We start from the raw sequence: 25,383 nt of genomic DNA, 5'->3' as shown, positions 1-25,383 counted from the left end.
TTGAGGTCACTTGGGTATCGCATCAGAATTATGAATATAGTTGAACCCCAATGACTTAACGACTCATTTCTGTTCATCAGATCTTAAAGTGACACACAAGTATGTCGCTTCGTCGAATTCATCATTACGCATTGAGTTTCATTATGTAGAATGATTCTTAAAGAAAGCGCGGAACCTAGCACTATATGAAGCTAAGGCAAAGCGCTTGGACTAAGCTTTAGCGTACGTGCTCAAAGTTAAGAATCGTGTGTCACGCGACGTACGCAAGGAGAAATGGATTGTACGTAATACTAGCACTGTTCATGGCGTTGCTCGCCATCCTCATCGGAGTGAAAGCCGCCAACCGAGCAGCACTTTTAGAAAAAGAGCTAACCAAACTTCGTGAAGAGGTAACATCACTGCGAGTCAGTCTAAATAAGGACTCGAACCAACCAACGCGTCAACAATCCAGCGTTGAAGAGGCAACAAAAGAGGCAAACTCCTCACCCTCTAAGGAGCATGACCCGATTACCGACCGAGCATCTTATCCAAACACAACACATCAAGCTCAATACCAGACAAGCGAAATGCAACTGGACGTTTTTAGTCAAGAACAAGAGTCTATATTGCCAAGTAGAGTGCAGAGTCTGTTTAGCAACATTCAAGAAAACTGGTTGGTTTGGGTGGGCGCGCTGGCAATGCTAATTGGTGGGGGGTATCTCGTACAGGTTATTGGTAGTCACATTGAGTTTTCGCCACTTATGCGTGTGTCCTTTGCGTTTGTACTCTCGTTACTTATGGTGCTTGTTGGCGAATGGTTCCACCGCAAAGAACAACAAAATCCTCAACGAGCAACACGAGCCCAAGGCTTTACTTATGTGCCTGCCGCCGTTACCGGAACCGGGCTAACTGGCATTTACTGCACGGTTATCTTTGCGTTTGTTGTTTATCAAATGCTGACGCCTAGTGTCTCGCTTATCATCTTAGCCGCTGCTGCATTTTGTAGCTTGGCTCTATCTTTACAGCAAGGGCCGTTGATGGCGGTGCTTGGTCTGATTGGTGGATACACCGCACCGTTATGGATTGGTGGAAGCGAGCCTAATTACTTCTTATTAGCTGGGTATATCAGCGCGATATCGGTCGCGGCAACATTGCTAATGCAAAAAGTGCGTAGTGCATGGATTTCTCCAAGCATCGCGCTTCCACATGTGGTTTGGATGCTGTTGCTCATTGAAAGCATGCCGCTTGAGACACTTTTTTCTTGGCTGGCTATTTATCTCTCCATTACTCTTTATCTTATTTTCGCCGTTCCAAGACTGGGTTGGACACTCAATCCTCGTTATCATCACTGCCAGAATAAGTGGACAAATCCGCCGACCGCTACCTCTCTCGCGATTGCGTTATTGACCTTTTCGGCTGTCACTAGAATGCCAGAATTGGACACACTGCAAATGGTGTACTGTTATGCGCTGCTCGTTGCGACAGTATGGCTCCCAGCGGTTCGCACAGGTTGGTCATTGCGCGTATTTTTGCCTTCCATATTGGTCTCTGCGACCGCACTTGTTGTCCTCACTGTCGCGTTTGACGCTTTGTATATGCCAGAACATGGTGCCAGTATCTTACTCGCATTGGCCACCAGTATTGCACTGATCTGCTGTCGAACTTATTGCCAGTCACTCAGTGACCGATCGCAACTTAGCGGCGTACTTCTGTTGGTACTGGCTCCAGCAATGAGTTTGATGACGTTGTTTTATGTCGACGAATTTATGCAAGGCTACCTGTGGCACTGGACTGCATTTTGCGCATTGGTGACCGTTTATTACGTTGTACTTGGTCAACGCTTACATTCGCTAGCATTGGAATGCTCTGCCGTCATGCACGCTTTAATCGTAGGCGTCGCCTTTGTTTGGTTAAGCGATACCTGGTTGACGACAGCAATCTCGATACAAGTTGCGGTAATGGCGTTGCAGACGCAATCAGGGGTATTTCGCCCCGCAAGTTGGGCGATTAAAGTGGCGATGGGGATACTGGTCATCCGCCTCACACTTTTACCCTTCATCCCTGAATGGCAACCCGTAGAAGCAGGACATTGGGCTTGGGTTATTGTGAGTTACCTACCGTCTCTCATCATCCTGCTCTATGCTCGAGCAACGCTAAAGCAAGTGGACCTCGAACTGACCAACTGGTTTGAAGGCGCATTTTTGCATGTATTCTTAATGGCGCTATTCACCCAAACCAACTACTGGTTAACTGGGCAGTACGGCTATTTGGGACACATTGATTTCGCAAGCGCCATCGTTTTTGCTAACCAAGCGTTGGTTATGGGTATGGTGTACAGCTACCGTAGCCAATTTGCACAACGCTTAAGCCGCATCTATGAAGCCTACAGCTACCTGCTTTGGTGTGCCTTCGCATTGCTGATAATTTTGCTTAATACGGCAGAGTCGCCATTGGTGACTGACAACGTCTCAGCACAAGCACTTCCCGTCATTAATATGCTAAGCGTCGGCTGGTTGCTGCCAGCTTGCATCCTACTTATCGCAACCTTTGGAGGCTGGAATACGTTACAGGTTCATCGATTTGCGGTTGCCAGCCTAGGCTTTGCACTTGCTGCTATTTGGTTAGGCATGTCTATCCGTCAATTCTGGCAAACCACATCTATGATGCTGTACCAACCGACCAGCATGGCAGAACTGTTCAGTTATTCAGTAGCAGGTTTGCTCGTGGGTGGATTGCTTACTTGGCGCGGTGTGACACACAGAGGGTTGATGATGCAGCGCGTGGGTCTAGTGGTTTTAGCTTTTGTCGCACTAAAAGTATTCTTATGGGATGTTAGCTCTCTGGATGGGTTCTGGAGAGCAATCAGCTTCTTAGGTTTGGGAGCATCTTTAATCGCGCTTGGGTGGTTATTCCAGAAATTGAATCGCTCGGTGGCAAAAGCACTCGAACCATAAATGAATCAAAGAGAGATTCCCGACAGTGCACCGTTCTCGTTATTGGGGGGCGATAGCGATGCAAAGCCGGGAATCATTGGAGTGTTCGTTATTTTAGCAACGCAACAACCGTATGACGACGCACGTTTGCTTGTGCATTCAACGCTTGGAAAGTCGAGGTAAACTCACCAGACTTCTGCACAAAACCATCCAGTTTTGCATTCACATCATCCACAGAAAGCTGCGCGGTTTTATTTTGAATTGAGCGCATTTGAGTATTCAACTCTCCATGAAATGCTTTCGCTTCCTGCAAGCTCGTTTGCACTTGTCTTAGGTGCTGGTTCACTTTGGCAATCGTCTGTTTCATGCCATCGCGTGATGCCAAATCAAACCCAAGTTCTGCAATACCATCTGGCTCTGACTTTAGATTTAGAACGTTCGGCTGGCCCGCAGGAAAACGGTGCCCTTCGCCCGTGACCATCACTTTCTGCTGCATTTGCTGATAAGCGTTGTCTCTGGCTTCAAATAAAATGCTGCCATCGTCAGCTAATGAGGCGCGCATCCCTAAAGCAATCAAGCTTCGGTCAAGCATTTTGACAGTTCGAGCACCATCGGCTTGTCCATCGAACTGAATCATTACCGCTTGACCCTGAGGGAAATCCAAACGAATTTGCTCAGCTTTGTCACTTAAGCGATGCACATTCAAGCCAGGAATAGAAAAGCGACGAATGTCTGCTTTATCTAGCTTTAAATGCAGTTCGTTGTTGAGCACTTTCTGGCCGTCGAACCGAGCATGCTCCACAACGTTCTGAATGGTGGCTTTAGAACGAACCAATGTATCCTGCAAGCCAGGTACATTTTGCACGCCTTGATTCACCGCTTGCGTCAAACCACGTTTAATTTGAGTCAGCTCTTTGCCAATCACCTGCAACGATTTCGATGCGATCTGCACTGCCGTCGCTTGCTGCTGACCTTGGGTCAGTTGAATCCCAGAGACAGAGTAGGCTGACGCAGTGTCAGCCTGAACTTGCGCCGGGCGCGGTTTAATTGCAGTACTTGAGTCTGCAGAACGGGTCGGCATGATAGAGGCTTGTTCTTGCCCACCCAAGCGTATGCTATGGGGTCTAACCTCTACTGTACTCATTACCATAAAAGAACTTCCTAACCTTATAGACGGTCAAACAACGATAGATCATTGATCTTTACATAGCTCGCTTGCGTTGCTTGCAAAGCCGCCATGTAATTGCTCAAGCGTACCGATGCTTCACCGTAATCCAGAGCTGAGAGGTCACCTGATACTTTATCGACGAACAGTTTATTCTCACCATGAGCACCGCCAACCAAATCTAGGTTATTGTGTCGGCCACCAATCTCCGTCATCGTGCCAAGTACGCTTGCCAACGTATCATCAATGGCACTCAGGCTTGCGTCCACTTCAGCTTGGAAATTCGGACTCGGGTTCTCAAATTCTGTAATTAGATTGTTAATTTGATCCAGTACGTTTTTGCCGCCACCAAGGTCCAAAATGTCCTTTGCCGTCATGTTGGAATCCATCGTTACGCCTTTCGCAATCGTCACGACACGTTTATCGCTGTTGCCCTCGATGACATAACTACCGCTTGTACTGTTTATAGCAGGGGTGTCAGTTTTGGTGCCTGAAAATAGGTAGTGCCCTTCTTCATCCTGAGCATTGAAAGACGACTCAATTGAATCACGATAGCTCTTTAGCTCCGTGATCATACCGGTACGGTCTTGATCAGTCAGTGAGCCATTCGCGCCCCATAATGCAATATCACGCATGCTCATTAGGCTCTCTTTCACTGAGTCTAAATGTGTTTCTTGACTCGAAAGCGTGGTTTTGACGTTTGCGATATTGTTTTGATACTGGGCGATGGCGCTGTTTTCACGGTCCAAATTAAGCAGCTTAATCGATGCCATTGGATCGTCAGATAGTTTAGTTAGACGCTCACCTGTCGTCATTTGTTGTAGCACGTGCCCCAGACCTGCATTGTTACCTTGCAGGCTTTGCAGCATCATTTGGCTAAATTGATTGTCACTGATTCGCATCTGGGTTTCCTTTAGAATAACTGCAATACAGAATCGAACAGCTGATTCGCTGTGCTGATCACTTTCATGTTGGCATTGTGTGCATTAGCAAACGTCATTAAGTTAGCCGCTTCTTCATCACTGTTAACGGCACTCACATTGTCACGAGCCGCATGTGCTTGCTTGTTCATGGCTAACTTAGCTTGGTAATCGGCGTCTGCTTGGCGTGCTTTAATCGCGGTTTGACCCACCATAGAACTAAATGCGTCATTCAAGCTCACAGAGCCATAGCCAGTCACAGAAACAGGCTTGTTGCTTAAATTAATCAACGACTGCAACACATCCGCATTACCTGGCGTACCATCACTTGAAAACGCAAGCTCACCTGGAGTTAACTCAGTGATATCCAAACTTGCCGCTGGGTTGGCAGGGTCGTAACTGAACAATGGTTTACCTGGGTTACCATTTAAATCTTGTCCAGTAGCGAGCACAGCGTTGTATTCATCCGCTAACGCTTTCGCCATGTCATTCAAAGCCAATTGGTTTGGTTTTAATACATCGGTTTGATAATCGTTAATCGCACCTAATTTGCCACCAAGAGAGTCACCAATCGCAAAACTTTGGCTTGAGAATGTTACGTGTAAGTCTGCTACGTAAGGGTCACTAGGGTCTGGAACGGCTGCGAGTTTGCCATGGTCCGTGCCCATCACAAGTGGCTGACCAGAGGTCAACGTTACCTGAACACTGCCGTCAGGCTGTTCTGTTCTTCTGATTTCGATGGTTTGAGATAACTCGCCGATCAATTTATCTCGTTCATCCATAAGTTGCGATGGGTTGCCGCCTGTTCCTTGCATTTCAACCAGCTGCTTGTTTACCTTCGCGATGTTTTCCATGAGGCTATTCGCGTGGTTGAGTGCCGCATTACGCTGATCGCTCATATCTTTATGTTGATTGTGCAAAGACTCGGTCAGCGTATTAAAGCGGCGTGCCAACGCTTCAGATTCGTTGATGATTTGTTGACGGTAAGGGATCGACTCAGGCTTAACCGTGGCATCGTTAAGCGCAGCGTTTAGAGAGTCCAAACCAGCAGAAATACTGAAGCCATCGGCCCCTAGCGTATTTTCCAATTGGCTCATGTTGCTGGTGTAACCAGAAGCGTACGCCGCCATACTGTTAGTTGACCACGTTTGCTTAATCAGAAATTGGTCTGTAACGCGGCGAATGCTGGTGACCTCTACCCCTAAACCAGGGCTTAAGCGGTTGGCTTTTCCGTCATCAACTGATGCCATCAACGCTTGTTGACGGCTATAGCCCACAGTATTCACGTTCGCCACGTTTTGTGCCGTTACGTCTAAGGCCACGCGGTTCGCGCCTAAACCTGAAAGGGCAATATTAACTAGGTTCATTTACAGCTCCATTTTCCTGATCAACGGCTGAGAAAACGCGGTAGTCATACCGGCCTCACCGAGCACCTGTTTTACAGAGGCGACGGCTTGAGAGGCGGTATTAAATAAGCTTGAGTTCCCCTCAATCTCGTTAGCATCAAGCTGTGAGATAGATTCAGAATTCGCACCTTTACCATCATTTGCAGATGAGATGTTACGCGCAGCATCAAAGGCGACTTCGCGCATAGAGGGGCTAAGTTGCTGGATGAGCATATTGGCAATGCCGGAGCTCTGCTTTTTTGCCAGTTCCATTGCCAGTTGCCCATCGTACATATCGCGGAAAACGCCTTGCTGTTGGCTCGCAAACGGGCTGTCTTTATCCGCTAGAACATCGCTGCTGCTGCGCATTTGACGCAGCACCATTTGTAAAAACATCGCCTCAAATTGACCCGCTACTACTTCAAGCGCGCCTTCCTGATCTCGACTCTGCTTGATGTTGGCAAGTGCGCTGTTGTCGTGATACAGCATCGAATTCAGTTGAGTTTGTTCATTGGTACTGTCTAGTTTCATCCTTAACTCCTTAAATCACGACCAATTCAGCGTTCAATGCACCCGCTTCGCTCAGTGCTTGCAGGATAGACATTAAGTCAGTAGGTGTGGCACCTAAGCTGTTTACCGCAGTCACAATAGTGTTGAGCTCCGTGCCTGGAGGCCAAATCACCATTTGAGCTAAATCTTCGTTCACATCAAGATCCGTTTGGTTAACGACTTTCGTATCGCCATTTGCAAACGCATTTGGCTGACTGACTTGTTGTGATTCAGAAATTCGCACGGTTAAGTTGCCATGGCTCACTGCTGCCTCACTTACTTTGACACTCTTACCGATCACGACCGTTCCCGTACGAGAGTTAAAGACAATTCGAGCCGGCTTGCGGCCTTCCACGACGCTCATTTCTTCAAGCATCGACATCATCACTACGCGCTGTTGGGTATCTTTTGGTGCACGCATATCAATGCGCGCTTTATTGATCGCAACAGCAACGTTAGGCCCAAAAGTGTTGTTGATTTCACGCGCGATATTTTTTGCCGTCGTGAAGCTTGGTTTACGCAGGTTTAAAGTAACTTCATCACGCTGGTTGAAATCAGTTTTGATTTCTCTCTCTAACGTCGCACCATTCGGGACGCGACCTGCCGTTGGCGTATTAACTTCGACTTTAGAGCCACTTCGCCCTTCTGCAGATAAACCGCCAACCACGACGTTTCCTTGTGCAATGGCATACACTTCACCATCAATACCGCGTAAAGGCGTCAACAATAGCGTACCGCCACGGAGGCTTTTCGCGTCACCAATTGAAGACACGACCACGTCCAAAGTTTGTCCGGGGCCCGCCATTGGATCAACGGTTGCTGTCACGCTCACAGAAGCCACATTTCGTAGCTTAGGGTTCATACTGTCATCAATTTGAACCCCAAACTGACGGAGCATGTTGGTGATAGATTGAGAAGTAAATTTCACTTGGTTTCGGTCACCCTGGCCAGCTAAGCCAACCACCAAACCATAACCGACCAATTGGTTTTCTCGAATGCCGCGCACATCGACCAAGTCCATGATCGGAATTTCCACTTCGGCATGTGAAGTGGTTGGTAATCCCAAGGTCAACACCAATAGGAAAGACGTAAAGAAAGATTGCATTGTCTTCATTAGAAAGGTACCCATGGGCTGTTGAAGAATTGAGTTAGCCATCCGGCTGCGTTGCTGTCAGCCAGAGCTCCGCGACCTGCGTAGGTAATTCGTGCATCAGCAATTCGTTGAGAAGAAACTTGGTTGCTGCGATTAATATCATCCACACGAACAATGCCAGTGAGACGAATAAACTCATCTCCCTGGTTTAGGCGCAGCCATTTTTCGCCACTGATACGCAATACACCATTAGGTAACACCTCGTGTACCGTTACGGTGATTGCACCTTGCAGCTTATTGCCCTGTGAGCTTGAAGCACTGCCATCAAAGTTGCGGCTGCCATCGACACTAACCCCTAACTCATCGAACGTTTTCGTTCCTATGGTCGGCGCCGCGAAATTAACCGCTGAGCTTTTGCCAAACTTAGTACCCGCTTTTTTGCTCGATGAGGTTTCTTCTGATAGTTGAACCGTTAACACATCGCCAACTCGGTAAGCACGACGATCCTGAAACAGGGTCATCGTGTATTGGTGACGATAAAGGCTACCAGACTGGGTTTCCGGCAACGTGTAATCGAGCGTTGGTGGTGCATATTCCTCGGCATTTGGCTCAGGCGGAATAAATTCCTGACGGCCGGCACATCCCACCAGCAACACGGCGGCTACTGCCCAACTCTTAGAAAGCCATTTCATTGCTTTTTCCTTCATCATCACCAATTTCATACTTACATTGATTGCGAAACAAACTTCAGCATGTCATCTGCAGCAGAGACCACTTTCGCATTCATCTCATACGCACGTTGAGTCGTGATCATGTCGACCATCTCTTCCACTACTTGTACGTTTGAACCTTCCAATGCACCTTGCTTGATGAGGCCTGCGCCATCTTCACCAGCAATCAGTTCATCTGCCGGGCCGCTGGCTTCCGTTTCACGGAACAAGTTACCACCCACGGCCTCTAAGCCTGCTGGGTTAATGAATTTTGCGAGTGTGATTTGACCAAGCTGCTGTGGCGTTGGATCGTCCGCCGTCGTTGTTGTTACCGTGCCATCAACACCAACAGAGAATGAAGAGGCATTATCTGGGATCTGAATTTGTGGCTCTAACGGCAAGCCTTGGCTGTTAACCATCAAGCCTTCAGAGTTGACATGGAACTGACCATTACGTGTGTACATGATCTGTCCATCCGAGTTTTCGATTTGAAAGAAACCCTGTCCCATAACGGCAAGGTCCAACTCTTGTGTTGTATTTTGAGTGTTACCTTGCGTAAACACTTTTTGCGTGCCAACTACGCGAACGCCGCTACCTAGCTGAATACCACTTGGCAACTCGTTAACTTGGTCTACTTGAGCACCAGGTTGACGCTGAATGCTGTAGAAAAGGTCTTCGAATACAACTCGGTCACGCTTAAAGCCAACTGTATTTACGTTCGCTAGGTTGTTAGAAATGGCAGTCATCTTCGTGTCCTGCGCTGCCATGCCTGTTTTACTTACCCATAATGCTGAATGCATTTTTTATTACTCCTTGCGGGGCGAGACTTATCTCGCCGCCATTAATTTATTACCAGCTTGTGCCAACGTCTCGGCCGTTTTCATCATGCGAACTTGCATCTCGAAGTTACGCGTTAACGACATCACGCTAATCAACTCATCAATGGCAGATACGTTACTGCCCTCAATGTGCTCAGGAGAAAGTTGCACGGTTTCATCGGCAGCGAATGGCACGCCATCTACACTGTGCAGTAGGCTGTCACTCTCTTTTTGAAGCTGGTTCATTTCTGGTTTAACCAACTTCAACGTTCCCGCGACGATTTCTGCGCCACCACCTGGTGGAATCACGGATACTTGACCACGCTCGCTGATTTCAATCTTTTGATAATCAGGCACAACCAAAGGCCCATTTTCACCAAGAACAGGAAAACCGTTGATGGTCATGGCACCAAAAGTGTCGACTTGGATATTGCCCGCTCGCGTGTACGCTTCGTTACCCGCAGGAGTTTCAACAGCAAGATAACCCTCACCCATGATGGCGACATCCAACGGGCGTCCCGTTTTCATAATGTCGCCAGAATCAAAACGCGTTGAGGCAGAGTTGGTCACAACCATAGTGCGACCATCAAAACCTGGGCCTTGCATTTCTACACTGCGCACGCGCTCCATATCCGCTCGAAAGCCAGCAGTATCAGCGTTTGATAAGTTGTTTGAACGCACGTGCTGAGCCTTAAGAACTCGACTCGCACCTGACGTTGCAGTAAATAACAAGCTATCCATGCAAAACTCCCATTACACCGCGTTAAACAAAGCTTGAGTTAGCTTGTCGCTGGTAGAGATGGTTTTCGCATTTGCTTGGTAGTTACGCTGTGCGGTCATAAGCGCCACAAGCTCACTGGTTAGGTCAACGTTAGAACCTTCTAGCGCACCTGGGGTTAAATCACCCAACGTACCTGAACCAGGGACACCCATGATTGGCGCACCAGAGCTAAAGCTTTGAGTCCATGCCGTACCACTCACTTTTGCTAAACCTTGTGTGTTGGCGAAGTCTGCAAGTACAACTTGACCTTGCAGCTGTGATTGGCCGTTAGTGTAGGTCGCGTAAACCATGCCATTACCTTCAACGCGTACACCTGCAAGCTCACCGGATGTGTAACCATTCGGGCTATTAGTACTTACGCCGAATTTCGCACCAAACTGCGTGCTGCCTTTCAAGTTAATGTCGACACTCATCGCGTTTGCGCCTGCCGCAGGGAATGAAACATTAAACGGAGCCGTCGGTGAAGAAAGCGAGCCGTCTTTGTCAAACGTTACTGGTACCGTTGTCACTGGTGTTGCGCCACCATCCACTTGAACATTCACTTCCCAAGAGTTAGAAGCGGTCTTAGTGAAGTACTGGGTTACCGTGTGCGAGTTACCCAGCGAGTCATAGACTTTTGTGGTGTAAGACGAATTGAATGAGTTTGGATCGTCCGGATTAAACGGCGTTACCGTTTTATCAATGGCAGACGCACTTGCATCAAAGTTTGCAACAAAATCAAGACCGTCTGTCGCTTTTGCATTCAGTGATGACGTAGATACTTGGATATTGCCCACAGAGCCTGTCATCAGGTTGTTGTTGCTATCCACACTGTAACCTTGCAGTTTTGCGCCACTGTTAGCTGTAACAAAGTTATCTTTATCTGTCGCGAATACACCTGAACGCGTGTATAGCGTTTGACCCATGTTGTCTTTAGTGACAAAGAAGCCGCCACCGTTGATCGCCAAGTCCATCGCACGGCCAGTTCCTGAGATACTGCCGTCTTTGTCGAAGTTCTGTGAAATTGACGCGACTTCTACACCACCAGGTTGCATGCCGTTATATACTGCGGAGAATTCTGTGCGGCCACCTTTAAAACCATACGTTGATGCGTTGGCAATGTTGTGACTGATTGTGTTTAGCTCTGTGTTGGTCGCGTCCAGACCACTTAGTGCGATGTTAAAACTCATAAAAAGACCTCTGATTTCCCTATTTGGTTAAGCACCAAACTGAGTGATTTGATAGAAAGGAACGTTGCCAACGCCATGGACATTGACTAATGCTGCGCCGCCAGTATTTGGAATACGCACTTGCTCAACAGTGCCAGCCATGAGCACATTTGGACTTGCTTGCCCTTCTTGCACTTCTACTGCCACTGAGTATTTGCCTGGTTTAAGACCAAGTTCTTCAGGATTAATTGAAAAGTCGACGTCACCTTTGCCGTGAGCACCTAATGGCACTTTAGTGGATTGACCAAACTCATCTTTCACAACTAACGTCACTTGGTTTGAGCTATGAGCGAGTTCGATTTTTCCGTTCTGTACGCCTTCACCAAGCTCAAATTCTTTGGAGTTGACGTAAACAGTTTGTCCGACGAGCCCCGCTGTCGATAGCACTTGCATGTTGTCGAGGAGAATCATGCTCTGTTGCATTGTCTTGGACATATTCTCGGTACTTTGAACTTGAGAGAATTGAGCCAACTGACCAACGTATTCCGTGCCATCAAGTGGGTTAAGTGGATCTTGGTTTTGGATCTGCGCCACCATCAAAGAAATGAATTCGTTCTCTAATGAAGAAGCACTGTTCATATCTTTAGGATTTGGTGCAATGCCATTGTTCTCTTTTGCTTTAGTGCTCACAGGAGCATCAGACGATAAAGGTGTATATTGTGCGAGACTCATTAACTGCCCTGCCCTAATCTAAGCAGACCTTGCTGCATACTTTTCACATTTGATAACACTTCAACATTGGTTTCGAAGCTACGTGTCGCTGACATCATGTCTGCCATTTCAGCCACGACATCGATATCTGGGTAATACACATAACCTTCACCATTGGCCAACGGGTTGTTTGGCTCAAAGCGTTTCTCGGCTTCTCCCGCATTTTTCACAACGTCAACAATGCGAACTTCAGCATTGGGATAAACCCCGTTTTCCGTTGTCAGCTGCGCTTTTTGGTACACAGTCGCGAATACGGGCTTCAGCGCTTTATAAGCGTCATCTGGATTTGCAGACACCGCGTCCGCGTTAGCTAAGTTACTGGCGACCGTGTTAAGACGCACAGTTTGTGCCGTCATCGCGGATCCAGTGATCGAGTAAATATCAGTGAATGACATAATTAACGTCCCTCAATCGCTTTCGTTAAGCCATTAAATTTCATGTTGAGAAACGTCAGGCTAGTTTGAAAGTCCATGTTGTTTTGCGTGAATTTCGCTTGTTCAACACCCAGTTCTACAGTGTTGCCATCTTTGCTGTTCTGGTAAGGCACCGAGTATTGGGCCTGAACCTGAAACTTAGGCACTGGTTTGTTCACACCGCCTGCAGCCACCTGGTTCATTACGGTGGTGAAACTTAGGTCTTTCGCCAAATACCCAGGGGTGTCAACATTTGCTAGGTTACTGGCAAGGACTTTGGTACGCTGAACGCGAAAATTAAGTGCCTCTGGATGTACACCTAAAGCATTTTCAAATGTGATCGCCATGCATCTTCCTTACAGTTGGCTCGAATACGCCAACATACAAACAAGATGCGTGCCATAAAAAATAGCCATATATATCAATGATTTACAAACAAGGATGGAAGTCAAACTTCCGGCTCACGGAAAGCATTAAAAGCAAGGGGAAAGTGCTTACTTCCTCAACATTAATGCTAACTCTGCTTGCTCTAATACCAGGACAAACTTTCGCCAACACCTCTGGCAGAACCCTAAGCGTTGAGGAGATAAAATCTGTTGTAGCAGAGCATTTCAAACAAGAAGTGGCCCAAAATGCTCACTCTAACCAGTGGGGAGAATACCAACTGGATTTCGACATGTGGGTACCAGGCTCGGCGAATCACCTACCTGAGTGTGAATCGCCTCTGGTCATCACTGGTCGCGACAATCAAGCGTTGCCAGTTGGAAACCTTAAGCGCTCAGTAAGTTGCGATGACATCGCTTCACCCTGGCGAATTAACGTCACGATAAAATCTTCTCTGACACTGCCTGTCTTGGTTGCCACAACCACGGTCGGTCGAAATGAAGTTGTGACTGCCAAGCACGTTAAACTGGAAACGCGCACCATCTCGCGACAAGACGATTTTTATACTCGCCCAGGACAAGCAATAGGCTTAGAAACCTCTCGCCGTTTACGCGCAGGGCAAGTGGTCAACCCATCCAATTTATCGGCTCCACCTTTAATCGAAAAAGGCAATGAAGTCATAGTGATTGCGAGCAAAAATGGATTTAGCGCCAGCACGAAAGGAGTCGCCTTAGAAGATGGTGCGAAAGGGCAACAAATTGAAGTAGAAAACCTAAGTTCAGGCAAGGTCATTAGAGCTGTCGTAACCGGGTTAAACCAGGTTCATACTCAATTTTGATTTTGGACTCAGAGTAACATTTTTTAATTTTGGCTCTCGTCAGTAACGCTGAATTTCGAGTACAAAAAAATATTTAATGTTTATCACATCCTAACCGCCTACTTAATTTAGAACATGATGATGAGGACCACAGCATGAAAATCGACAAAGTCGCGGGCGGTCATGTCCCACAAACAAAATTACAGCAAGCAAGCAAACAGCCTGTCGACGTCGTCGAACAGAGCAAAGTACACGAGCCTGCATTTCAAGCGAATACCGTAGCGATAGATCGCGCTCAAGCTGAAATGGCATCACTACCTGATGTTGATATGGAAAAAGTAGAACAAGTACGTAACGCATTAGCGCGTGGCGAACTTAGCCTAGATACCAAAGCACTATCAAAGGCGATCATGCAATTCCATACAGGTCACGAGTAATAACACACTAGGAAGAGATCATGGCAAGCGCAGTATCGCAGCGAATTCAACAATTTATTCGCTCAATACCTGAGGATATCAAGCTCTATCAACAACTTATCCCTTTGCTTCAACAGCAAAAAACGTTGTACTTAAAGTTTGATGGTGAGGCACTGAGCAACAATGTTCAGAAACAAATGCCAATACTCAATAAACTTAGCCGCTCAGCCAGTGATAGAAGCCAGTGTATGCGAGAGCTGGGGTTAGCGTGTAATGACGCCAGCGTAAAACGAATTTTCAATGCTTTGCCTGCCCAAATAGGTATGCAAGCTAGAAAACAATGGGCGCTATTGGAAACGTTGGTAAGTCAGTGCCAACAATACAATCAGAGCAATGGCCACAGCTCTGCGGCGTTCCATGAGTTGGTCAGTCAACTCAAACAACCTGTGCAACACACTTATGAAGATAAATCGTTCTAAACGATGTTCGTCTTGCCTACAGATTCAGTCGCCATCTCGGCTGAGTACTGTAGGCCTTTTTATTTTTATCGCCTTACTATCCTGCCTTTCAATCACCAGTCAGGCGAAACCAAGCCCAGCTGATATTCAAACGCAATATCAAGTTTTAGCCCCATACAAGCCACAAATTGCCAAGCGTCTCGATTCATCCAACCTGGTAATTCATCACATTTTCAAACAACTGCAAAGCCACTCTTTACCAAAGAGTCTAGCCTTAGTGCCAATGTTGGAATCCTCTTACAACCCCAAAGCCGTTTCTCATGCCAACGCCGCCGGACTTTGGCAACTGATACCAGCAACAGCTCAACGATTCGGGTTGACTGTAGATACAAAACAAGACGATCGTTTTGATACAGAAGCAAGCACAGCTGCAGCACTCAAGTATCTGACGTTTTTATACAACAAATTCGATCAAAACATGGCGCTGACATTAGCGGCCTACAATGCAGGTGAAGGGCGTGTCGCACGCGCTATTCAGCGAGCAGGCAGTAACGACTTCCAGAAGCTCACACTACCTAAAGAGACTCGCCAATACGTTAGTCGATTCTTCGCGCTGGAAAAGTTGATAGATATCGGTCAGTTACAATCCTCATCATTTCAACCTTTACTCTTATTTGCTTCAGATGCTCCGATGGTTTCGCAACCGCTGATCGACTTTAGTCCACTACCTCCGTTGGTCAATTTGTGATAAAAATCACGACAAAATCCAATGTCAGAAAAACGTAAAATTACAAGATCGTGTTCGGCCAATTTGAAAACTCGTGATCTCTATGCAAACGTGTGCAAAAAAGTTGAGGTAAGGTATCTCAAAGATAAGAAAGAGTAGTGGTTTATTAAAAGGTACCCAAATTGCGCTTGCCAATTGGGTAGATATGCGTCACATTGCGTTTGCAAAAAACATGAAAACCAATGGTTGGACCTAATAATTATTTACACACTAAATGTAAAACAGCTATTGTTTTCATAGTTCGAAACAAATTTAAAATATCAAGATGACGCTTCGCTTGCGCGTCTGGAATAAGTCCGGGTTCCGGGGGGGAGTCCGGACTTTTTTTATCGATTTAAAAGCTGACCTATCAACAGAACAATGAGTGGGTAAGTCACTATGAAGCAAGCTAAGTTATTTATAGTAATTCTTTAGAAATCAACTGAAGCAAAAACGTTTCGCGCTCGATGCTCATGCCTTTTTTCGGGCTTTCTGCCATGGTCTTTTCATTGTGCGCTATCGCTTCGTGAATGTTCATCCATACTGGACGCATTCCATTTTTAACTTCATAGTCTTCATAAGCCGTTTCACCTAACTCACGATCGATTTTACATGTATAGCAATACGACACCATGTGCATTACGTCAGCGTCGTCTTTGTACCAAGGACGAAATTCCTCAAAGATCCCGAAAGGCTTAATACCATGGATATTCTGCGCGCCGGTTTCTTCTTCTAGTTCACGAACTAGTCCAGCAATCACATCTTCACCATCATCAATACCACCACCAGGCAAAGTGTAGTCATGGTAACGCTCTGTATAGAGCAACAACACATCTTCACCATCTAGTACGATGGCGCGTGCCGCATTGCGCTGGAAAATAATTTTGTCGTCCAAGTGCTCAATGTCCGGATGAACGGTCGATTTTAAGTGTCTCATCGAAAATACCACTGTCATGTTTTGCGCGCATATTACCGAACTTCACGCTTTAAATCATCGTTGTCGGTCCAAATGCGTTCAAGACATTGGTTTGAACGCAACGGTTCTAACCTTCGTAACAATCCGCAACAAATAGAAGTGTGACGTGATAACCAGTAAAAGATGAGAATATCTAAATTCTTATACGTCCCTCTTACTTTTAACATCGATAAGACAATAATCTCTGAAAGTTGCCTATAATCAATACAATACTCGCCCACCCCATGCGGAGATAAAGAATGAAAAAGACAAATTTAATGATGGCTATGGCTGCAACGTTGGTACTGGCTGGTTGTTCAACTTACGAAGGTGCCACTCGCTCGACTGAGTATACCTCCGTCGCAAATCCTGCAGCCGTTTACTGTGTTCAGCAAGGTGGTGAGTTGGATACCGTTTCGGAAAATGGCGAACGTGTGACTTACTGCGTGCTGTCTGACGATAATCGTGTCGAGCAATGGGAATACTATCGCGACAATCATAAAGAAAGTGAGAGTGGCGACTACTAAATTTTTTTGTCGACACGTCAGATTCCCTCTATCACTTAGGAGCCTTTAGGCTCCTTTTTTATTTGATTTATCAAAACTTTCTCACTTCATTTTTACATACCTCTGACTTTACCGCACATCGATACTATATCGAACAGTGTTCTATTCTTGACATTCCTCTGACATAACTTTCCACTTGGACAATAAAATCCCAAACACAGATCACACTAATTCACATTTCTTCCACATTTTCTGGAACAGGTGAGCAAGATGAAAACACAAATAGTAAAAGAAGCCGAGTCAGCCCCAAGCAACGTTGTTACTGAAGAGTCAAAGCGCATCATTTATAAATCGAGTTTAAGTGCATTGATGATTGTCGCTATCAGTATTCTCGTTAACCTCAGTCTTCGCCTTGATTATGTCGTGTTGGGTTCAAGCCTTGGTGAGCTTTCCATAACAGAAACACTCCAGCTTGTGATGCTCGCGATTGCATCATGGTCATTTTTTAGCCTATCTAAACAACAGCCTCAGCTAAAGCATGCGGCCATTTTGATTGCCGGCTTTTTCGCGGTGCTCATTATTCGTGAAACAGACTATTGGACAGACATGATTCGTCATGGTTCTTGGGTTTTCCCTGCGCTCGCTGTAACCGCACTGGCTTGCGCCAAAGCTTACCAAGGTGGTAAAGGTACCATGAACGAAATGGCGACCATCTTAACGGTGCCCCACATGAAACTGTTAATTGGTGCCGTGATGCTATTGTTGGTCTTCTCTCGCTTATATGGCATGGGCAGTTTTTGGCAACAAGTGATGGACGAGAACTACATCCGTGATGTTAAAAATATTTCGGAAGAAGGCATGGAACTCCTTTGCTACTGTTTGATCGCATTGAGCGCAGTCCGCACAAAACGCGAACTTAATGAATAGACTCAGGATCCAAGCGGCGGTTCAATGCAGTTAATATCGGATGAACGATCCTTAACGCTTGTTCCGCAGCTCCTACAGATTCATCCAAGGCCGTCATTTCGATGGCCTTTTTCATGTCTTCAATCTGTTGCAAACTATCTTTATCGAGTGGTAAAGCGAGCAATTGCTGAATGGCATGTCTCGCGATCATAAGCGGCTTCTTTCGGACAACCGATAAGTCTCGTAAAAATGCTCCCTGCTTGACCCCTTCTAAATAAACTCGGTAAGTCGTGAGTTCATCCAGTAATAAAAATGCCGCCGCCACAGGCCCTTTATGTGGGTATGGTACGCTGATATGTTTGTTGATATCCAAGGGTAAGTTGAGAGTAACGCCCATGGAGGCGCACTCAGATTTTAGTACTCGTAATAATCCCTGCTCATCCATCAAGGTTTGGATTTCTATGATTCGCTCAAGGTGGTAGTCATTCGACAACAAGGTGACCTCAACCGGGCGCGCTGACCATAACTGGAACAAACCACTATCACACAAAATGCGAGAAGCGTAACGCATGTTCTGAAACGTATTCAAAGATCGATTTTCTAAAAGTACTTGATGTTCAGGGAACGGATGCACAGCGGCCGCATTTAGAGATTTAAAATAACTGTACATTGCATCTGCTTCAGAAATGCGTTGACCTTGCGTTAATCCACCACAAAAAATAATCGCCGTTCGCTCTGTCGGCAATGACGCAATCACATTAGATAACGCTTCGACTCTTGTTACCCCCTCAACGGTCAATCTGCTATTGACGAGGCGTTTACCTAAAACAATGACCACATTGTCTAACTTCATTTCAAAATCTCGCGCTTAGTTGGCAGTGTTACAAAAATCTTCTTTCACTCCCGGCCTACAGGCTTTAACATCTAGTTAACAACACTGTTCTAGAGACCTTTATAAAGGTTCACTGCTAAAGGAAGTCAATTATGCTGTCGATTTTCGATATATTTAAGATTGGTGTCGGGCCTTCTAGCTCCCACACTAATGGTCCTATGCTTGCCGGATTCCATTTCACTCAACTAGTTAGCGACTCTATGGCGAAAGTGCATCGGGTGCAAGTGGACCTTTATGGCTCATTATCGCTCACTGGTAGAGGGCACCACACAGACCGAGCCACTGTCCTTGGTTTGATGGGAAATAAACCCGATACCATCAAAATGAGTAGCGCTAAAAGTGCGCTACAAAATACTATAGACAACAACACGCTACTGCTCGCTGGTACGCACCAGATTGAGTTTAGCTACGACCATGACATCGTCTTTCATAGTGACAACCTTCCCCTGCATGAAAACGGAATGACGATTACCGCACTAGACGCTGCGGGAGACCAAGTGGCGTTTGAAATTTATTATTCCATCGGAGGCGGATTCATCGCCACCGCTGACGAACTAGAAAACGGCACGCAACAAGATGAAGTCGCGGTACCATTTCCCTTCACATCAGCGGATGAGATGCTGGAAAAAGCCGAGACTAACGGTTTTAGTTTGGGAGGTATGATTCTACAAAACGAACTGGCATTCCGCTCAGATGAAGAAATTAGCCAAAGAGCAGAACAAATTTGGAAAGTGATGTCGCTCTGCATGCAACGTGGTTTCGATACGGAAGGGATTTTAGAAGGTGGTCTCAATGTCACTCGTCGTGCACCAAATCTTTTGAAGAAGCTCGAAGCTAACGCTGCAGTTGAGAATGATCCAATGGAGATCATGGATTGGATTAACCTCTTTGCCTTTGCGGTTAGCGAAGAAAATGCAGCTGGAGGACAAGTCGTTACTTCTCCAACTAATGGCGCCGCAGGGGTTATTCCGGCGGTATTGATGTACTACCATCGCTTCATCAAAGAGCTTGATATTAAACAGCTGAAAGACTTTCTTGCAGTCGCTGGCGCTATCGGCATCTTATACAAAACTAACGCGTCAATTTCCGGCGCCGAAGTGGGTTGTCAGGGAGAGGTCGGGGTTTCTTCATCCATGGCAGCCGCTGGTTTAACGGCACTCAGAGGCGGCAGTAACGAGCAGATTTGTATTGCTGCGGAAATTGCGATGGAGCATTCATTAGGAATGACTTGTGACCCGATCGGCGGCTTGGTTCAAGTGCCTTGCATTGAAAGAAATGCCATGGGCGCAATGAAAGCCATTAATGCCTCACGTATGGCATTAAAGCGCACGAGCAAATGCCTTATTTCATTAGATAAAGTTATCGAAACCATGTATCAAACTGGTAAAGATATGAACAAAAAATACCGTGAAACTTCCTTAGGTGGCTTGGCCGTCATTCATATGGCACCGCCATGCGAATAGTCAAATAAGCCCGCTATATCATTGCTGGCGATGCACTTCGTCAGCAATTTCCTTTCTCGCAAGACCTCTTTTTATTTGCCGTAATCCTATAAAACCCCATTAGCTCCAATCAGTAACAAATACAACAAAATTAAACAAAAATAGAATTAAGCACTGCTTTATTCAAATTGATCTAGAACAACACATTAGCATTTAGCCATATAAGCATTAGAAAATATAGTGCAGCATTTCCACGTTATGCGACAATTATTTCAATACTCAATCTTTCGTTTCATTACTATTTAATAGAAATAACAATACCTACCTTTCTCCGCTAATGTGAGTACAAAATTATGTGGAATAAACTCAATAAATCCATGATGTTCTGCCAAATGATGTTTGGCTTATCATTTTACGGTGTATTAGTAAGTCTAACTCGATTTTTTCTAGAGGATCTAAATTACAACGAAGCCGATACGATGATGATCGTTGGTGCTTTTTCGGCGATCGGGCCACTTTTCGCGATCGCGGGCGGCTTTATTGCAGATAAGTTTTTAGGAGCTTATCGCTCACTTTCTATCGCATATTTCGCTTTTGCATCCGGTTACGTATTACTCGTGTTGGGGGCTTCTGCTTCTAACGTTCCACTTTCAATGTGTGGTATTGCGCTCGCCAGTTATGGCCGCGGCCTGATGTCACCCTCTTACCCTAGCCTCTATAAACGAACGTTCAAATCACAAGAAGATTTTGAAAGAGGATACCCAATCAATTATTCAGTGAATAATGTTGGCGCCTTTTTAGGTCAATATTTGTTCCCAATGATTGTCCTTGTGATCGGCTTTAATGGCGGTTTTACCATCTCTGCTGTTATGGCAGCAGCGGCATTGATCATGCTATTGGTATTCCGCAAAGATCTTGTTGGCGTAGCCTCTGAGCTTGATCAAAAAACCGTAAGTTTAAAAAACTGGGTACTTTTTGCATTGATTTCATTGGCAATGATCGCGTTGGTATTTTTCATGTTTTCAAACATGGATATTGGCCAAAATATCGTATACGCCATCGGAGGGGCGGCGATCGCATACTTCATATCTCTGATGCTTAAAGCAAGCAAAGCTGAGTCTTTGAAGATGGGGACCATCTTAATTGTGACCTTGCTGACAACCTGTTTCTTTGTTTACTACGGACAAATGATGACCTCGATGAACATGGTTGCTATCAACACATTAAAAGGCTCTCTATTTGGTTTTATTCCGCTCGAACCAGAAGCAGCAATGGCAATGAACCCGCTTTGGTGTATGGTTGGTGGTCCTATCGTAGCTGGCTTTTTTGGGTTGCTGGAAAAGCGCGATATCTACCTCTCTACCGCGACAAAAGTCGCCTTGGCATTTGTACTGACCGCGATAGCGTTTGGTATCTTGACGTTTGCCGTGACTACCGTGGGTGAAGATGTCGTGATCATGCCAGAAATCTTTCTCGCTATTCACTTCTTCCAGGCGATTGCAGAAGTCATCGTGGGTTCGATGGTCGTAGCGTTTATTCTTTCCGTCGCGCCGAAGCACATCGAAAACTTCTCTGTTAGCCTATTTTCTGTGGCAATCGCATTGAGCGGTATTATTGGTGCTGCATTTTCAACCTCTATCGCGTTAGAGAAAGGACAGACCATCACACAAGACATTGTACAAAACGTATATGGTGATTATTTCCAATTACTCACTGTCCTTGCTGTCGTGATGGTCGCTATCGCAATGGCAGCGTCACTCATTATTCGCAAGATGCTTGATGCGGCGAAAGAAAGCGATACTCAAGCGCAACCAGTCGAGATCGAAGCTGGGGTTGAAGTTCAAAGCTGAGTTTGATGATTTACCTATCTCAAAATATAAAAAATGCCGCGATATTCGCGGCATTTTCTTAACAACAACATGTTCGATTAATCACGTCGACCACGAAGTTCAATTTTTTGTGTAGCAGCATCCGTATGGATGATTACCCCGCCATAGGCCGTTTCATTCCGACCTTTCAGCGTCAGTTGAGAATCTGCGCGTTCGACGTCGACCTGATTTTTCGTAGCCATCGTCATATCAATCGTGCCCGTGTATGACCCATCGCCAGCTAATGCTATGTTTGTTGAGCAAACCATCAAACCAAGTGCGATTAATTTTTTCATACGTCACCTCTGTTTTTGTTCTTACTTTCTTTCGATGAAAAAACTGTAACAACAGAAACGTGTTCATACGAGGAAAGTCATCATTTACCAAATGGAAATCCAAACCACTAAATTGATATGACCAAGCCTATTTGCTGTCCACCGTCGCCTTCAATAAACCATAAGATACGACAGCATGCTTAAATTGACCGAACGTTGTCTTTTGTTCAGCAATCCAGAGATATGATTTCTCAGCAGAAGACAAATGAGACGATGTATGAGCATTAATCTGGACATTCAAAACGTATTGGTACTAAAACGGATGTATGAGTTACGTAGCGTCCGATTGGTGGCAGATTCACTCGGAAAGACATCAGGATCAATCAGCAAAAACCTGACAAAAATGAAAGCGCAGCTCGATGACCCTTTGTTCATTCAGACTAAAAATGGCTTTGAACCGACCGCTTTTGTCGAGGCGAACATGCCACATTTTGAACAAATCCTCACCAGTATTGATTCCATCAAACCACAGAGTTTTTCACCCGCTAATTTTGACGGCTCGATAACTATTTATGCGAACACATTATTTTGGGATTACTTTGGTGACAAGTTTTACTTAGAATTACTAAAACACGCCCCAAAAGCAAAGTTCTCTTGTTTACGTTGGGGGAGCGACGCGAAAAAGCGATTAACTGAGGGTGAAAACGCTATTGCGATTCATTATTTTGATGAGGATCTTCCGCAGTCAATTATTCAAAACGAACTAGGTCGAGGAAAAGCCGTATTTTTTGTTCTAGATGAGCATCCCGCTCAACATTTCCAAGAGCTAGAAAACTACCCCTTTTTACTTTTCAAAACGCCGGGATGGAACGACTACCGATATCCGTTGTTGGAAAGGCTCAACCATATGGGGTTCAGAACCACACCTAAGGTAGAAATTGAACACCCTGCGATGATTCAAAAAGTGCTCCTACAAACGGATCATTTTGGTATAACCATGAGTGGACATGTGCCTAAGGGCTGCCGAAGTATCGCGCTTCCTGGCGGGTTAGAGCTTGATGTTCGCTACGTGATGAGCTGTCGTCGATCACAACAGCAAGCCCCGATAAACCAGTGGTTATTCAATGTCATTAAAGATATCACCCAGCCCTAACCTAAAAGTCCTAGGGTGATGACTTGTCTATGTTTTCTTAGGTACTCGATATCGTTGAGGTAAGCGGTATGATGGCAATCTTCTAGGTTCGCTTGAAACCTATCATCACCTTGAGCTGCGACCCCTCTCATATAATCAACTAACGCGGAGAGTCGATGTGTCATCACCTCCACCAGCTCTTCCCGTTCCAATCTCGAACAGCCATAAGCGTCACAGAAAAGTTTTGCACGCTGAATTTGTTGCTCCAAACAGCCCATTTTATCGCGCTCATCGGTTTTAAATGGTGCCCAACCATAGACCGAAAAAGCGACGTCCCAAACTCTTGGCGCCGGATGCGCCGTATCAAAATCAAACACACCAACGACAAACTCTCCACGGAGTGCCACGTTATATGGCATGAAATCACCATGACAAATCACCTCTTGTGGTGTTCGTGGTGGCAGCATCCAGTGCAGCGTTTCATTTTGATATTGCTTAAGGAAACTCTCAGATGCATCGTGCATATCGCGTAACATTTTTGCCGCAGATTGGAGCGCGGAAACAGAAGCAATGTTGCCAATCAATGGATAGTTGTAAGTCTCTCCTTCAACATAGCTAACCCACTCTTTTCCTTTCTCAATACCAACCGCTTTAGGGCATGCCGTAAAGCCTCGTGAATGAAGATAGGTAAGTAGCTGATGGATAGTCATCGTCCAATAACTGGCAGGACGAGATATCAAATTCCCTTTTCGATAGATGGCATTTTCTCTACCGCCTTGCATTGTTTCCATAACAGTATCCTGTGTGGATTAAGCGCGCATCAGATAACGTAAAGCTAGCTCATCATACACTCAAAGCTTTTAGAGAAGGTTGACTGACCCTATATGAAACCGCGCATTTTGTTAGGTAAATCGCAAGAATAAGTACCGCTGTAAAAATAGACCGTAAAACATCAAAGGCTTTGTATTAACCATTGGGCAAAGGTGTTTACGTGTGACTTTTCTGATGCTCTAACCATCATATAGTGTGCGCCGGAGCTGGGCATACGCCAATCTCCGATTTGTACTAATATCCCTTGTTGTAACTCATCCTCAACAAGAAAGTCTCTCACCAGCAATATACCAAGTTGATTGGTTGCAGCTTGAATAGCAAGCAATGAATGTTCAAATTCGGCTATCACTTTGCTCACCTTGCCTTGATAACCTTGGTACGCAAACCATACCTGCCAAGATTCATGATAACCGCCGGTGCAGATTTTAGGTGTTTGAGACAGCTTCGTGAGGTCATCAATCGGATTTAACTGAATAAAGCCGGGGCTTGCTACAACGATCCAGTTTTCTTGGGTAAGCTGAATAGCTTGTTGATCTTGCCAATCGCCATCTCCGTTAATAATTTCTATATCTGCAATCGCACTGGCGTTTGGAACCGTATTCGCGGTTGTCGAGATCTTAAAGGAAACATCTGGAAATTGACGCTGAAAATCGGCCATCCTTGGCATTAACCATTGCGAGCAAAAACTGTGGGCGACATGTAAGGTAATTTGCTTGTTCTGTGGGCGAGTAAATAAATGATGGGTCGAGGTTGATAAGGTTTGAAGCACATGGTTAACCACAGGCCAGTATTCTTTTGCTGAGCTGGTCAGCGTAAGGTGCGTACCCTTGCGCTCGAATAATGTTGCATTTAACTGCAGTTCTAGCGATTTCACCTGCTGACTGACGGCCGCACGGGTCACATTTAGCTCCTCTGCGGCTTTAGTGAAGCTCTGTAATCGCGCCGTGGCTTCAAACGCTCGGAGCAAATTAAGCGGCGGTAAGCTTTGCATAACACTCTCCCAAATACTCAGTAGCCATGGTATGAACTGGTGATGACAAATTGATGAAAGTGCTGAGTTTGTTAAGCGG

Annotated in this window: 27 protein-coding genes; 10 read left to right on the top strand and 17 right to left on the bottom strand. The window is 45.7% G+C overall.

The features are described 5' to 3' along the window. The first annotated feature begins 278 nt into the window (after positions 1-278). On the top strand, positions 279-2,933 hold the full coding sequence (locus L3V30_RS17075; protein WP_237309366.1) for a DUF2339 domain-containing protein: 2,655 nt from the start codon (positions 279-281) through the stop codon (positions 2,931-2,933). An 88-nt stretch (positions 2,934-3,021) separates the two neighbouring features. Here L3V30_RS17075 and L3V30_RS17070 read toward each other — a convergent pair whose 3' ends face one another. The 12 genes from L3V30_RS17070 to flgB are packed head-to-tail and all read right to left on the bottom strand — an operon-like array spanning position 3,022 to position 13,012. Beyond that, positions 3,022-4,062: a hypothetical protein gene (locus tag L3V30_RS17070; protein WP_012842382.1), complete on the bottom strand. Its 1,041-nt coding sequence runs from the start codon at positions 4,060-4,062 to the stop codon at positions 3,022-3,024. Positions 4,063-4,079: 17 nt separating this feature from the next. Further along, a complete protein-coding gene (flgL, locus tag L3V30_RS17065; RefSeq protein ID WP_074189795.1) occupies positions 4,080-4,979 on the bottom strand; it encodes a flagellar hook-associated protein FlgL in 900 nt (299 codons plus the stop codon). An 11-nt stretch (positions 4,980-4,990) separates the two neighbouring features. After that, positions 4,991-6,364, bottom strand: coding sequence for a flagellar hook-associated protein FlgK (gene flgK, locus L3V30_RS17060; protein WP_237309365.1), 1,374 nt, complete (start codon positions 6,362-6,364; stop codon positions 4,991-4,993). Then, positions 6,365-6,913, bottom strand: coding sequence for a rod-binding protein (locus L3V30_RS17055; RefSeq protein WP_005395292.1), 549 nt, complete (start codon positions 6,911-6,913; stop codon positions 6,365-6,367). Positions 6,914-6,923: 10 nt separating this feature from the next. After that, positions 6,924-8,045, bottom strand: coding sequence for a flagellar basal body P-ring protein FlgI (locus L3V30_RS17050; protein ID WP_031780462.1), 1,122 nt, complete (start codon positions 8,043-8,045; stop codon positions 6,924-6,926). Next, positions 8,045-8,716 (bottom strand): flagellar basal body L-ring protein FlgH, encoded by a 672-nt coding sequence (gene flgH, locus L3V30_RS17045; RefSeq protein ID WP_005395295.1) that lies wholly within the window; start codon positions 8,714-8,716, stop codon positions 8,045-8,047. The genes L3V30_RS17050 and flgH overlap by 1 nt, the downstream gene beginning before the upstream one ends. Positions 8,717-8,748: 32 nt before the next feature. Next, positions 8,749-9,534, bottom strand: a complete 786-nt coding sequence (gene flgG, locus L3V30_RS17040; protein ID WP_005395297.1) for a flagellar basal-body rod protein FlgG — start codon at positions 9,532-9,534, stop codon at positions 8,749-8,751. Positions 9,535-9,561: 27 nt separating this feature from the next. Continuing rightward, entirely contained in the window at positions 9,562-10,293 is a 732-nt protein-coding gene (flgF, locus tag L3V30_RS17035; protein WP_006741308.1) for a flagellar basal-body rod protein FlgF, read from the bottom strand. 12 nt (positions 10,294-10,305) lie between these two features. Next, the gene (flgE, locus tag L3V30_RS17030; protein ID WP_046873843.1) at positions 10,306-11,502 is read right to left on the bottom strand and encodes a flagellar hook protein FlgE; all 1,197 of its coding nucleotides are present in this window, start codon (positions 11,500-11,502) and stop codon (positions 10,306-10,308) included. A gap of 27 nt (positions 11,503-11,529) precedes the next feature. Next, a complete protein-coding gene (gene flgD, locus L3V30_RS17025; RefSeq protein ID WP_005395303.1) occupies positions 11,530-12,213 on the bottom strand; it encodes a flagellar hook assembly protein FlgD in 684 nt (227 codons plus the stop codon). Next, on the bottom strand, positions 12,213-12,647 hold the full coding sequence (flgC, locus tag L3V30_RS17020) for a flagellar basal body rod protein FlgC (protein WP_005395305.1): 435 nt from the start codon (positions 12,645-12,647) through the stop codon (positions 12,213-12,215). Before flgC ends, flgD begins: the two co-directional genes overlap by 1 nt. Before the next feature lie 2 nt (positions 12,648-12,649). Beyond that, positions 12,650-13,012, bottom strand: a complete 363-nt coding sequence (gene flgB / locus L3V30_RS17015; protein ID WP_005395306.1) for a flagellar basal body rod protein FlgB — start codon at positions 13,010-13,012, stop codon at positions 12,650-12,652. Positions 13,013-13,089: 77 nt separating this feature from the next. Here flgB and flgA point away from each other — a divergent pair, with 77 nt between their 5' ends. From flgA to L3V30_RS16995, 4 genes are all read left to right on the top strand, one after another. Next, on the top strand, positions 13,090-13,887 hold the full coding sequence (gene flgA / locus L3V30_RS17010) for a flagellar basal body P-ring formation chaperone FlgA (RefSeq protein ID WP_237309364.1): 798 nt from the start codon (positions 13,090-13,092) through the stop codon (positions 13,885-13,887). Positions 13,888-14,021: 134 nt separating this feature from the next. After that, the gene (gene flgM / locus L3V30_RS17005) at positions 14,022-14,303 is read left to right on the top strand and encodes a flagellar biosynthesis anti-sigma factor FlgM (RefSeq protein WP_006741305.1); all 282 of its coding nucleotides are present in this window, start codon (positions 14,022-14,024) and stop codon (positions 14,301-14,303) included. Positions 14,304-14,323: 20 nt separating this feature from the next. Next, positions 14,324-14,761, top strand: coding sequence for a flagellar export chaperone FlgN (gene flgN, locus L3V30_RS17000; RefSeq protein ID WP_006741304.1), 438 nt, complete (start codon positions 14,324-14,326; stop codon positions 14,759-14,761). After that, a complete protein-coding gene (locus tag L3V30_RS16995) occupies positions 14,742-15,488 on the top strand; it encodes a lytic transglycosylase domain-containing protein (RefSeq protein WP_237309363.1) in 747 nt (248 codons plus the stop codon). Before flgN ends, L3V30_RS16995 begins: the two co-directional genes overlap by 20 nt. 436 nt (positions 15,489-15,924) lie before the next feature. On the opposite strand, the gene L3V30_RS16990 is transcribed toward L3V30_RS16995, so the two are convergent. Beyond that, positions 15,925-16,443 carry an NUDIX hydrolase gene (locus tag L3V30_RS16990; protein ID WP_005395311.1) on the bottom strand — a complete coding sequence of 173 codons (519 nt, stop codon included), beginning with the start codon at positions 16,441-16,443 and terminating at the stop codon, positions 15,925-15,927. 278 nt (positions 16,444-16,721) lie between these two features. Here L3V30_RS16990 and L3V30_RS16985 point away from each other — a divergent pair, with 278 nt between their 5' ends. Continuing rightward, positions 16,722-16,988: a DUF333 domain-containing protein gene (locus L3V30_RS16985; protein ID WP_005395313.1), complete on the top strand. Its 267-nt coding sequence runs from the start codon at positions 16,722-16,724 to the stop codon at positions 16,986-16,988. Between the two features lie 249 nt (positions 16,989-17,237). Continuing rightward, a complete protein-coding gene (locus L3V30_RS16980; protein WP_048624711.1) occupies positions 17,238-17,894 on the top strand; it encodes a hypothetical protein in 657 nt (218 codons plus the stop codon). On the opposite strand, the gene L3V30_RS16975 is transcribed toward L3V30_RS16980, so the two are convergent. Then, entirely contained in the window at positions 17,884-18,726 is an 843-nt protein-coding gene (locus L3V30_RS16975; protein ID WP_237309362.1) for a YdcF family protein, read from the bottom strand. The genes L3V30_RS16980 and L3V30_RS16975 overlap by 11 nt on opposite strands. Positions 18,727-18,857: 131 nt before the next feature. On the opposite strand from L3V30_RS16975, the gene L3V30_RS16970 reads away from it, so the two are divergent. Further along, positions 18,858-20,228, top strand: a complete 1,371-nt coding sequence (locus L3V30_RS16970) for an L-serine ammonia-lyase (RefSeq protein WP_005395319.1) — start codon at positions 18,858-18,860, stop codon at positions 20,226-20,228. Positions 20,229-20,560: 332 nt separating this feature from the next. Further along, positions 20,561-22,057 (top strand): MFS transporter, encoded by a 1,497-nt coding sequence (locus L3V30_RS16965; RefSeq protein WP_237309361.1) that lies wholly within the window; start codon positions 20,561-20,563, stop codon positions 22,055-22,057. A gap of 77 nt (positions 22,058-22,134) precedes the next feature. On the opposite strand, the gene L3V30_RS16960 is transcribed toward L3V30_RS16965, so the two are convergent. Further along, positions 22,135-22,371 carry a hypothetical protein gene (locus L3V30_RS16960; RefSeq protein WP_046873848.1) on the bottom strand — a complete coding sequence of 79 codons (237 nt, stop codon included), beginning with the start codon at positions 22,369-22,371 and terminating at the stop codon, positions 22,135-22,137. A 256-nt stretch (positions 22,372-22,627) separates the two neighbouring features. Here L3V30_RS16960 and L3V30_RS16955 point away from each other — a divergent pair, with 256 nt between their 5' ends. Next, entirely contained in the window at positions 22,628-23,503 is an 876-nt protein-coding gene (locus L3V30_RS16955) for a LysR family transcriptional regulator (protein WP_237309360.1), read from the top strand. On the opposite strand, the gene L3V30_RS16950 is transcribed toward L3V30_RS16955, so the two are convergent. Then, positions 23,500-24,273: an aminoglycoside phosphotransferase family protein gene (locus L3V30_RS16950; protein WP_150917127.1), complete on the bottom strand. Its 774-nt coding sequence runs from the start codon at positions 24,271-24,273 to the stop codon at positions 23,500-23,502. The two genes, L3V30_RS16955 and L3V30_RS16950, sit on opposite strands and share 4 nt — an antisense overlap. 161 nt (positions 24,274-24,434) lie before the next feature. Continuing rightward, on the bottom strand, positions 24,435-25,304 hold the full coding sequence (locus tag L3V30_RS16945; RefSeq protein ID WP_046873851.1) for a LysR substrate-binding domain-containing protein: 870 nt from the start codon (positions 25,302-25,304) through the stop codon (positions 24,435-24,437). Positions 25,305-25,383: the final 79 nt, after the last annotated feature.

This window comes from Vibrio sp. A1-1, assembly GCF_021728175.1.
Taxonomy (GTDB): domain Bacteria; phylum Pseudomonadota; class Gammaproteobacteria; order Enterobacterales; family Vibrionaceae; genus Vibrio; species Vibrio diabolicus.
The sequence above is the reverse complement of the archived record's forward strand: the minus strand, read 5'-3'. Positions and strand labels throughout refer to the sequence as shown.

Excerpts from the sequence above, each read along its gene's own strand:
- L3V30_RS17070 (WP_012842382.1), bottom strand. The coding sequence starts at position 4,062 with ATGGTAATGAGTACAGTAGAGGTTAGACCCCATAGCATACGCTTGGGT.
- flgL (WP_074189795.1), bottom strand. The coding sequence starts at position 4,979 with ATGCGAATCAGTGACAATCAATTTAGCCAAATGATGCTGCAAAGCCTG.
- flgK (WP_237309365.1), bottom strand. The coding sequence starts at position 6,364 with ATGAACCTAGTTAATATTGCCCTTTCAGGTTTAGGCGCGAACCGCGTG.
- L3V30_RS17055 (WP_005395292.1), bottom strand. The coding sequence starts at position 6,913 with ATGAAACTAGACAGTACCAATGAACAAACTCAACTGAATTCGATGCTG.
- L3V30_RS17050 (WP_031780462.1), bottom strand. The coding sequence starts at position 8,045 with ATGAAGACAATGCAATCTTTCTTTACGTCTTTCCTATTGGTGTTGACC.
- flgH (WP_005395295.1), bottom strand. The coding sequence starts at position 8,716 with ATGAAATGGCTTTCTAAGAGTTGGGCAGTAGCCGCCGTGTTGCTGGTG.
- flgG (WP_005395297.1), bottom strand. The coding sequence starts at position 9,534 with ATGCATTCAGCATTATGGGTAAGTAAAACAGGCATGGCAGCGCAGGAC.
- flgF (WP_006741308.1), bottom strand. The coding sequence starts at position 10,293 with ATGGATAGCTTGTTATTTACTGCAACGTCAGGTGCGAGTCGAGTTCTT.
- flgE (WP_046873843.1), bottom strand. The coding sequence starts at position 11,502 with ATGAGTTTTAACATCGCACTAAGTGGTCTGGACGCGACCAACACAGAG.
- flgD (WP_005395303.1), bottom strand. The coding sequence starts at position 12,213 with ATGAGTCTCGCACAATATACACCTTTATCGTCTGATGCTCCTGTGAGC.
- flgC (WP_005395305.1), bottom strand. The coding sequence starts at position 12,647 with ATGTCATTCACTGATATTTACTCGATCACTGGATCCGCGATGACGGCA.
- flgB (WP_005395306.1), bottom strand. The coding sequence starts at position 13,012 with ATGGCGATCACATTTGAAAATGCTTTAGGTGTACATCCAGAGGCACTT.
- flgA (WP_237309364.1), top strand. The coding sequence starts at position 13,090 with ATGATTTACAAACAAGGATGGAAGTCAAACTTCCGGCTCACGGAAAGC.
- flgM (WP_006741305.1), top strand. The coding sequence starts at position 14,022 with ATGAAAATCGACAAAGTCGCGGGCGGTCATGTCCCACAAACAAAATTA.
- flgN (WP_006741304.1), top strand. The coding sequence starts at position 14,324 with ATGGCAAGCGCAGTATCGCAGCGAATTCAACAATTTATTCGCTCAATA.
- L3V30_RS16995 (WP_237309363.1), top strand. The coding sequence starts at position 14,742 with ATGAAGATAAATCGTTCTAAACGATGTTCGTCTTGCCTACAGATTCAG.
- L3V30_RS16990 (WP_005395311.1), bottom strand. The coding sequence starts at position 16,443 with ATGAGACACTTAAAATCGACCGTTCATCCGGACATTGAGCACTTGGAC.
- L3V30_RS16985 (WP_005395313.1), top strand. The coding sequence starts at position 16,722 with ATGAAAAAGACAAATTTAATGATGGCTATGGCTGCAACGTTGGTACTG.
- L3V30_RS16980 (WP_048624711.1), top strand. The coding sequence starts at position 17,238 with ATGAAAACACAAATAGTAAAAGAAGCCGAGTCAGCCCCAAGCAACGTT.
- L3V30_RS16975 (WP_237309362.1), bottom strand. The coding sequence starts at position 18,726 with ATGAAGTTAGACAATGTGGTCATTGTTTTAGGTAAACGCCTCGTCAAT.
- L3V30_RS16970 (WP_005395319.1), top strand. The coding sequence starts at position 18,858 with ATGCTGTCGATTTTCGATATATTTAAGATTGGTGTCGGGCCTTCTAGC.
- L3V30_RS16965 (WP_237309361.1), top strand. The coding sequence starts at position 20,561 with ATGTGGAATAAACTCAATAAATCCATGATGTTCTGCCAAATGATGTTT.
- L3V30_RS16960 (WP_046873848.1), bottom strand. The coding sequence starts at position 22,371 with ATGAAAAAATTAATCGCACTTGGTTTGATGGTTTGCTCAACAAACATA.
- L3V30_RS16955 (WP_237309360.1), top strand. The coding sequence starts at position 22,628 with ATGAGCATTAATCTGGACATTCAAAACGTATTGGTACTAAAACGGATG.
- L3V30_RS16950 (WP_150917127.1), bottom strand. The coding sequence starts at position 24,273 with ATGGAAACAATGCAAGGCGGTAGAGAAAATGCCATCTATCGAAAAGGG.
- L3V30_RS16945 (WP_046873851.1), bottom strand. The coding sequence starts at position 25,304 with ATGCAAAGCTTACCGCCGCTTAATTTGCTCCGAGCGTTTGAAGCCACG.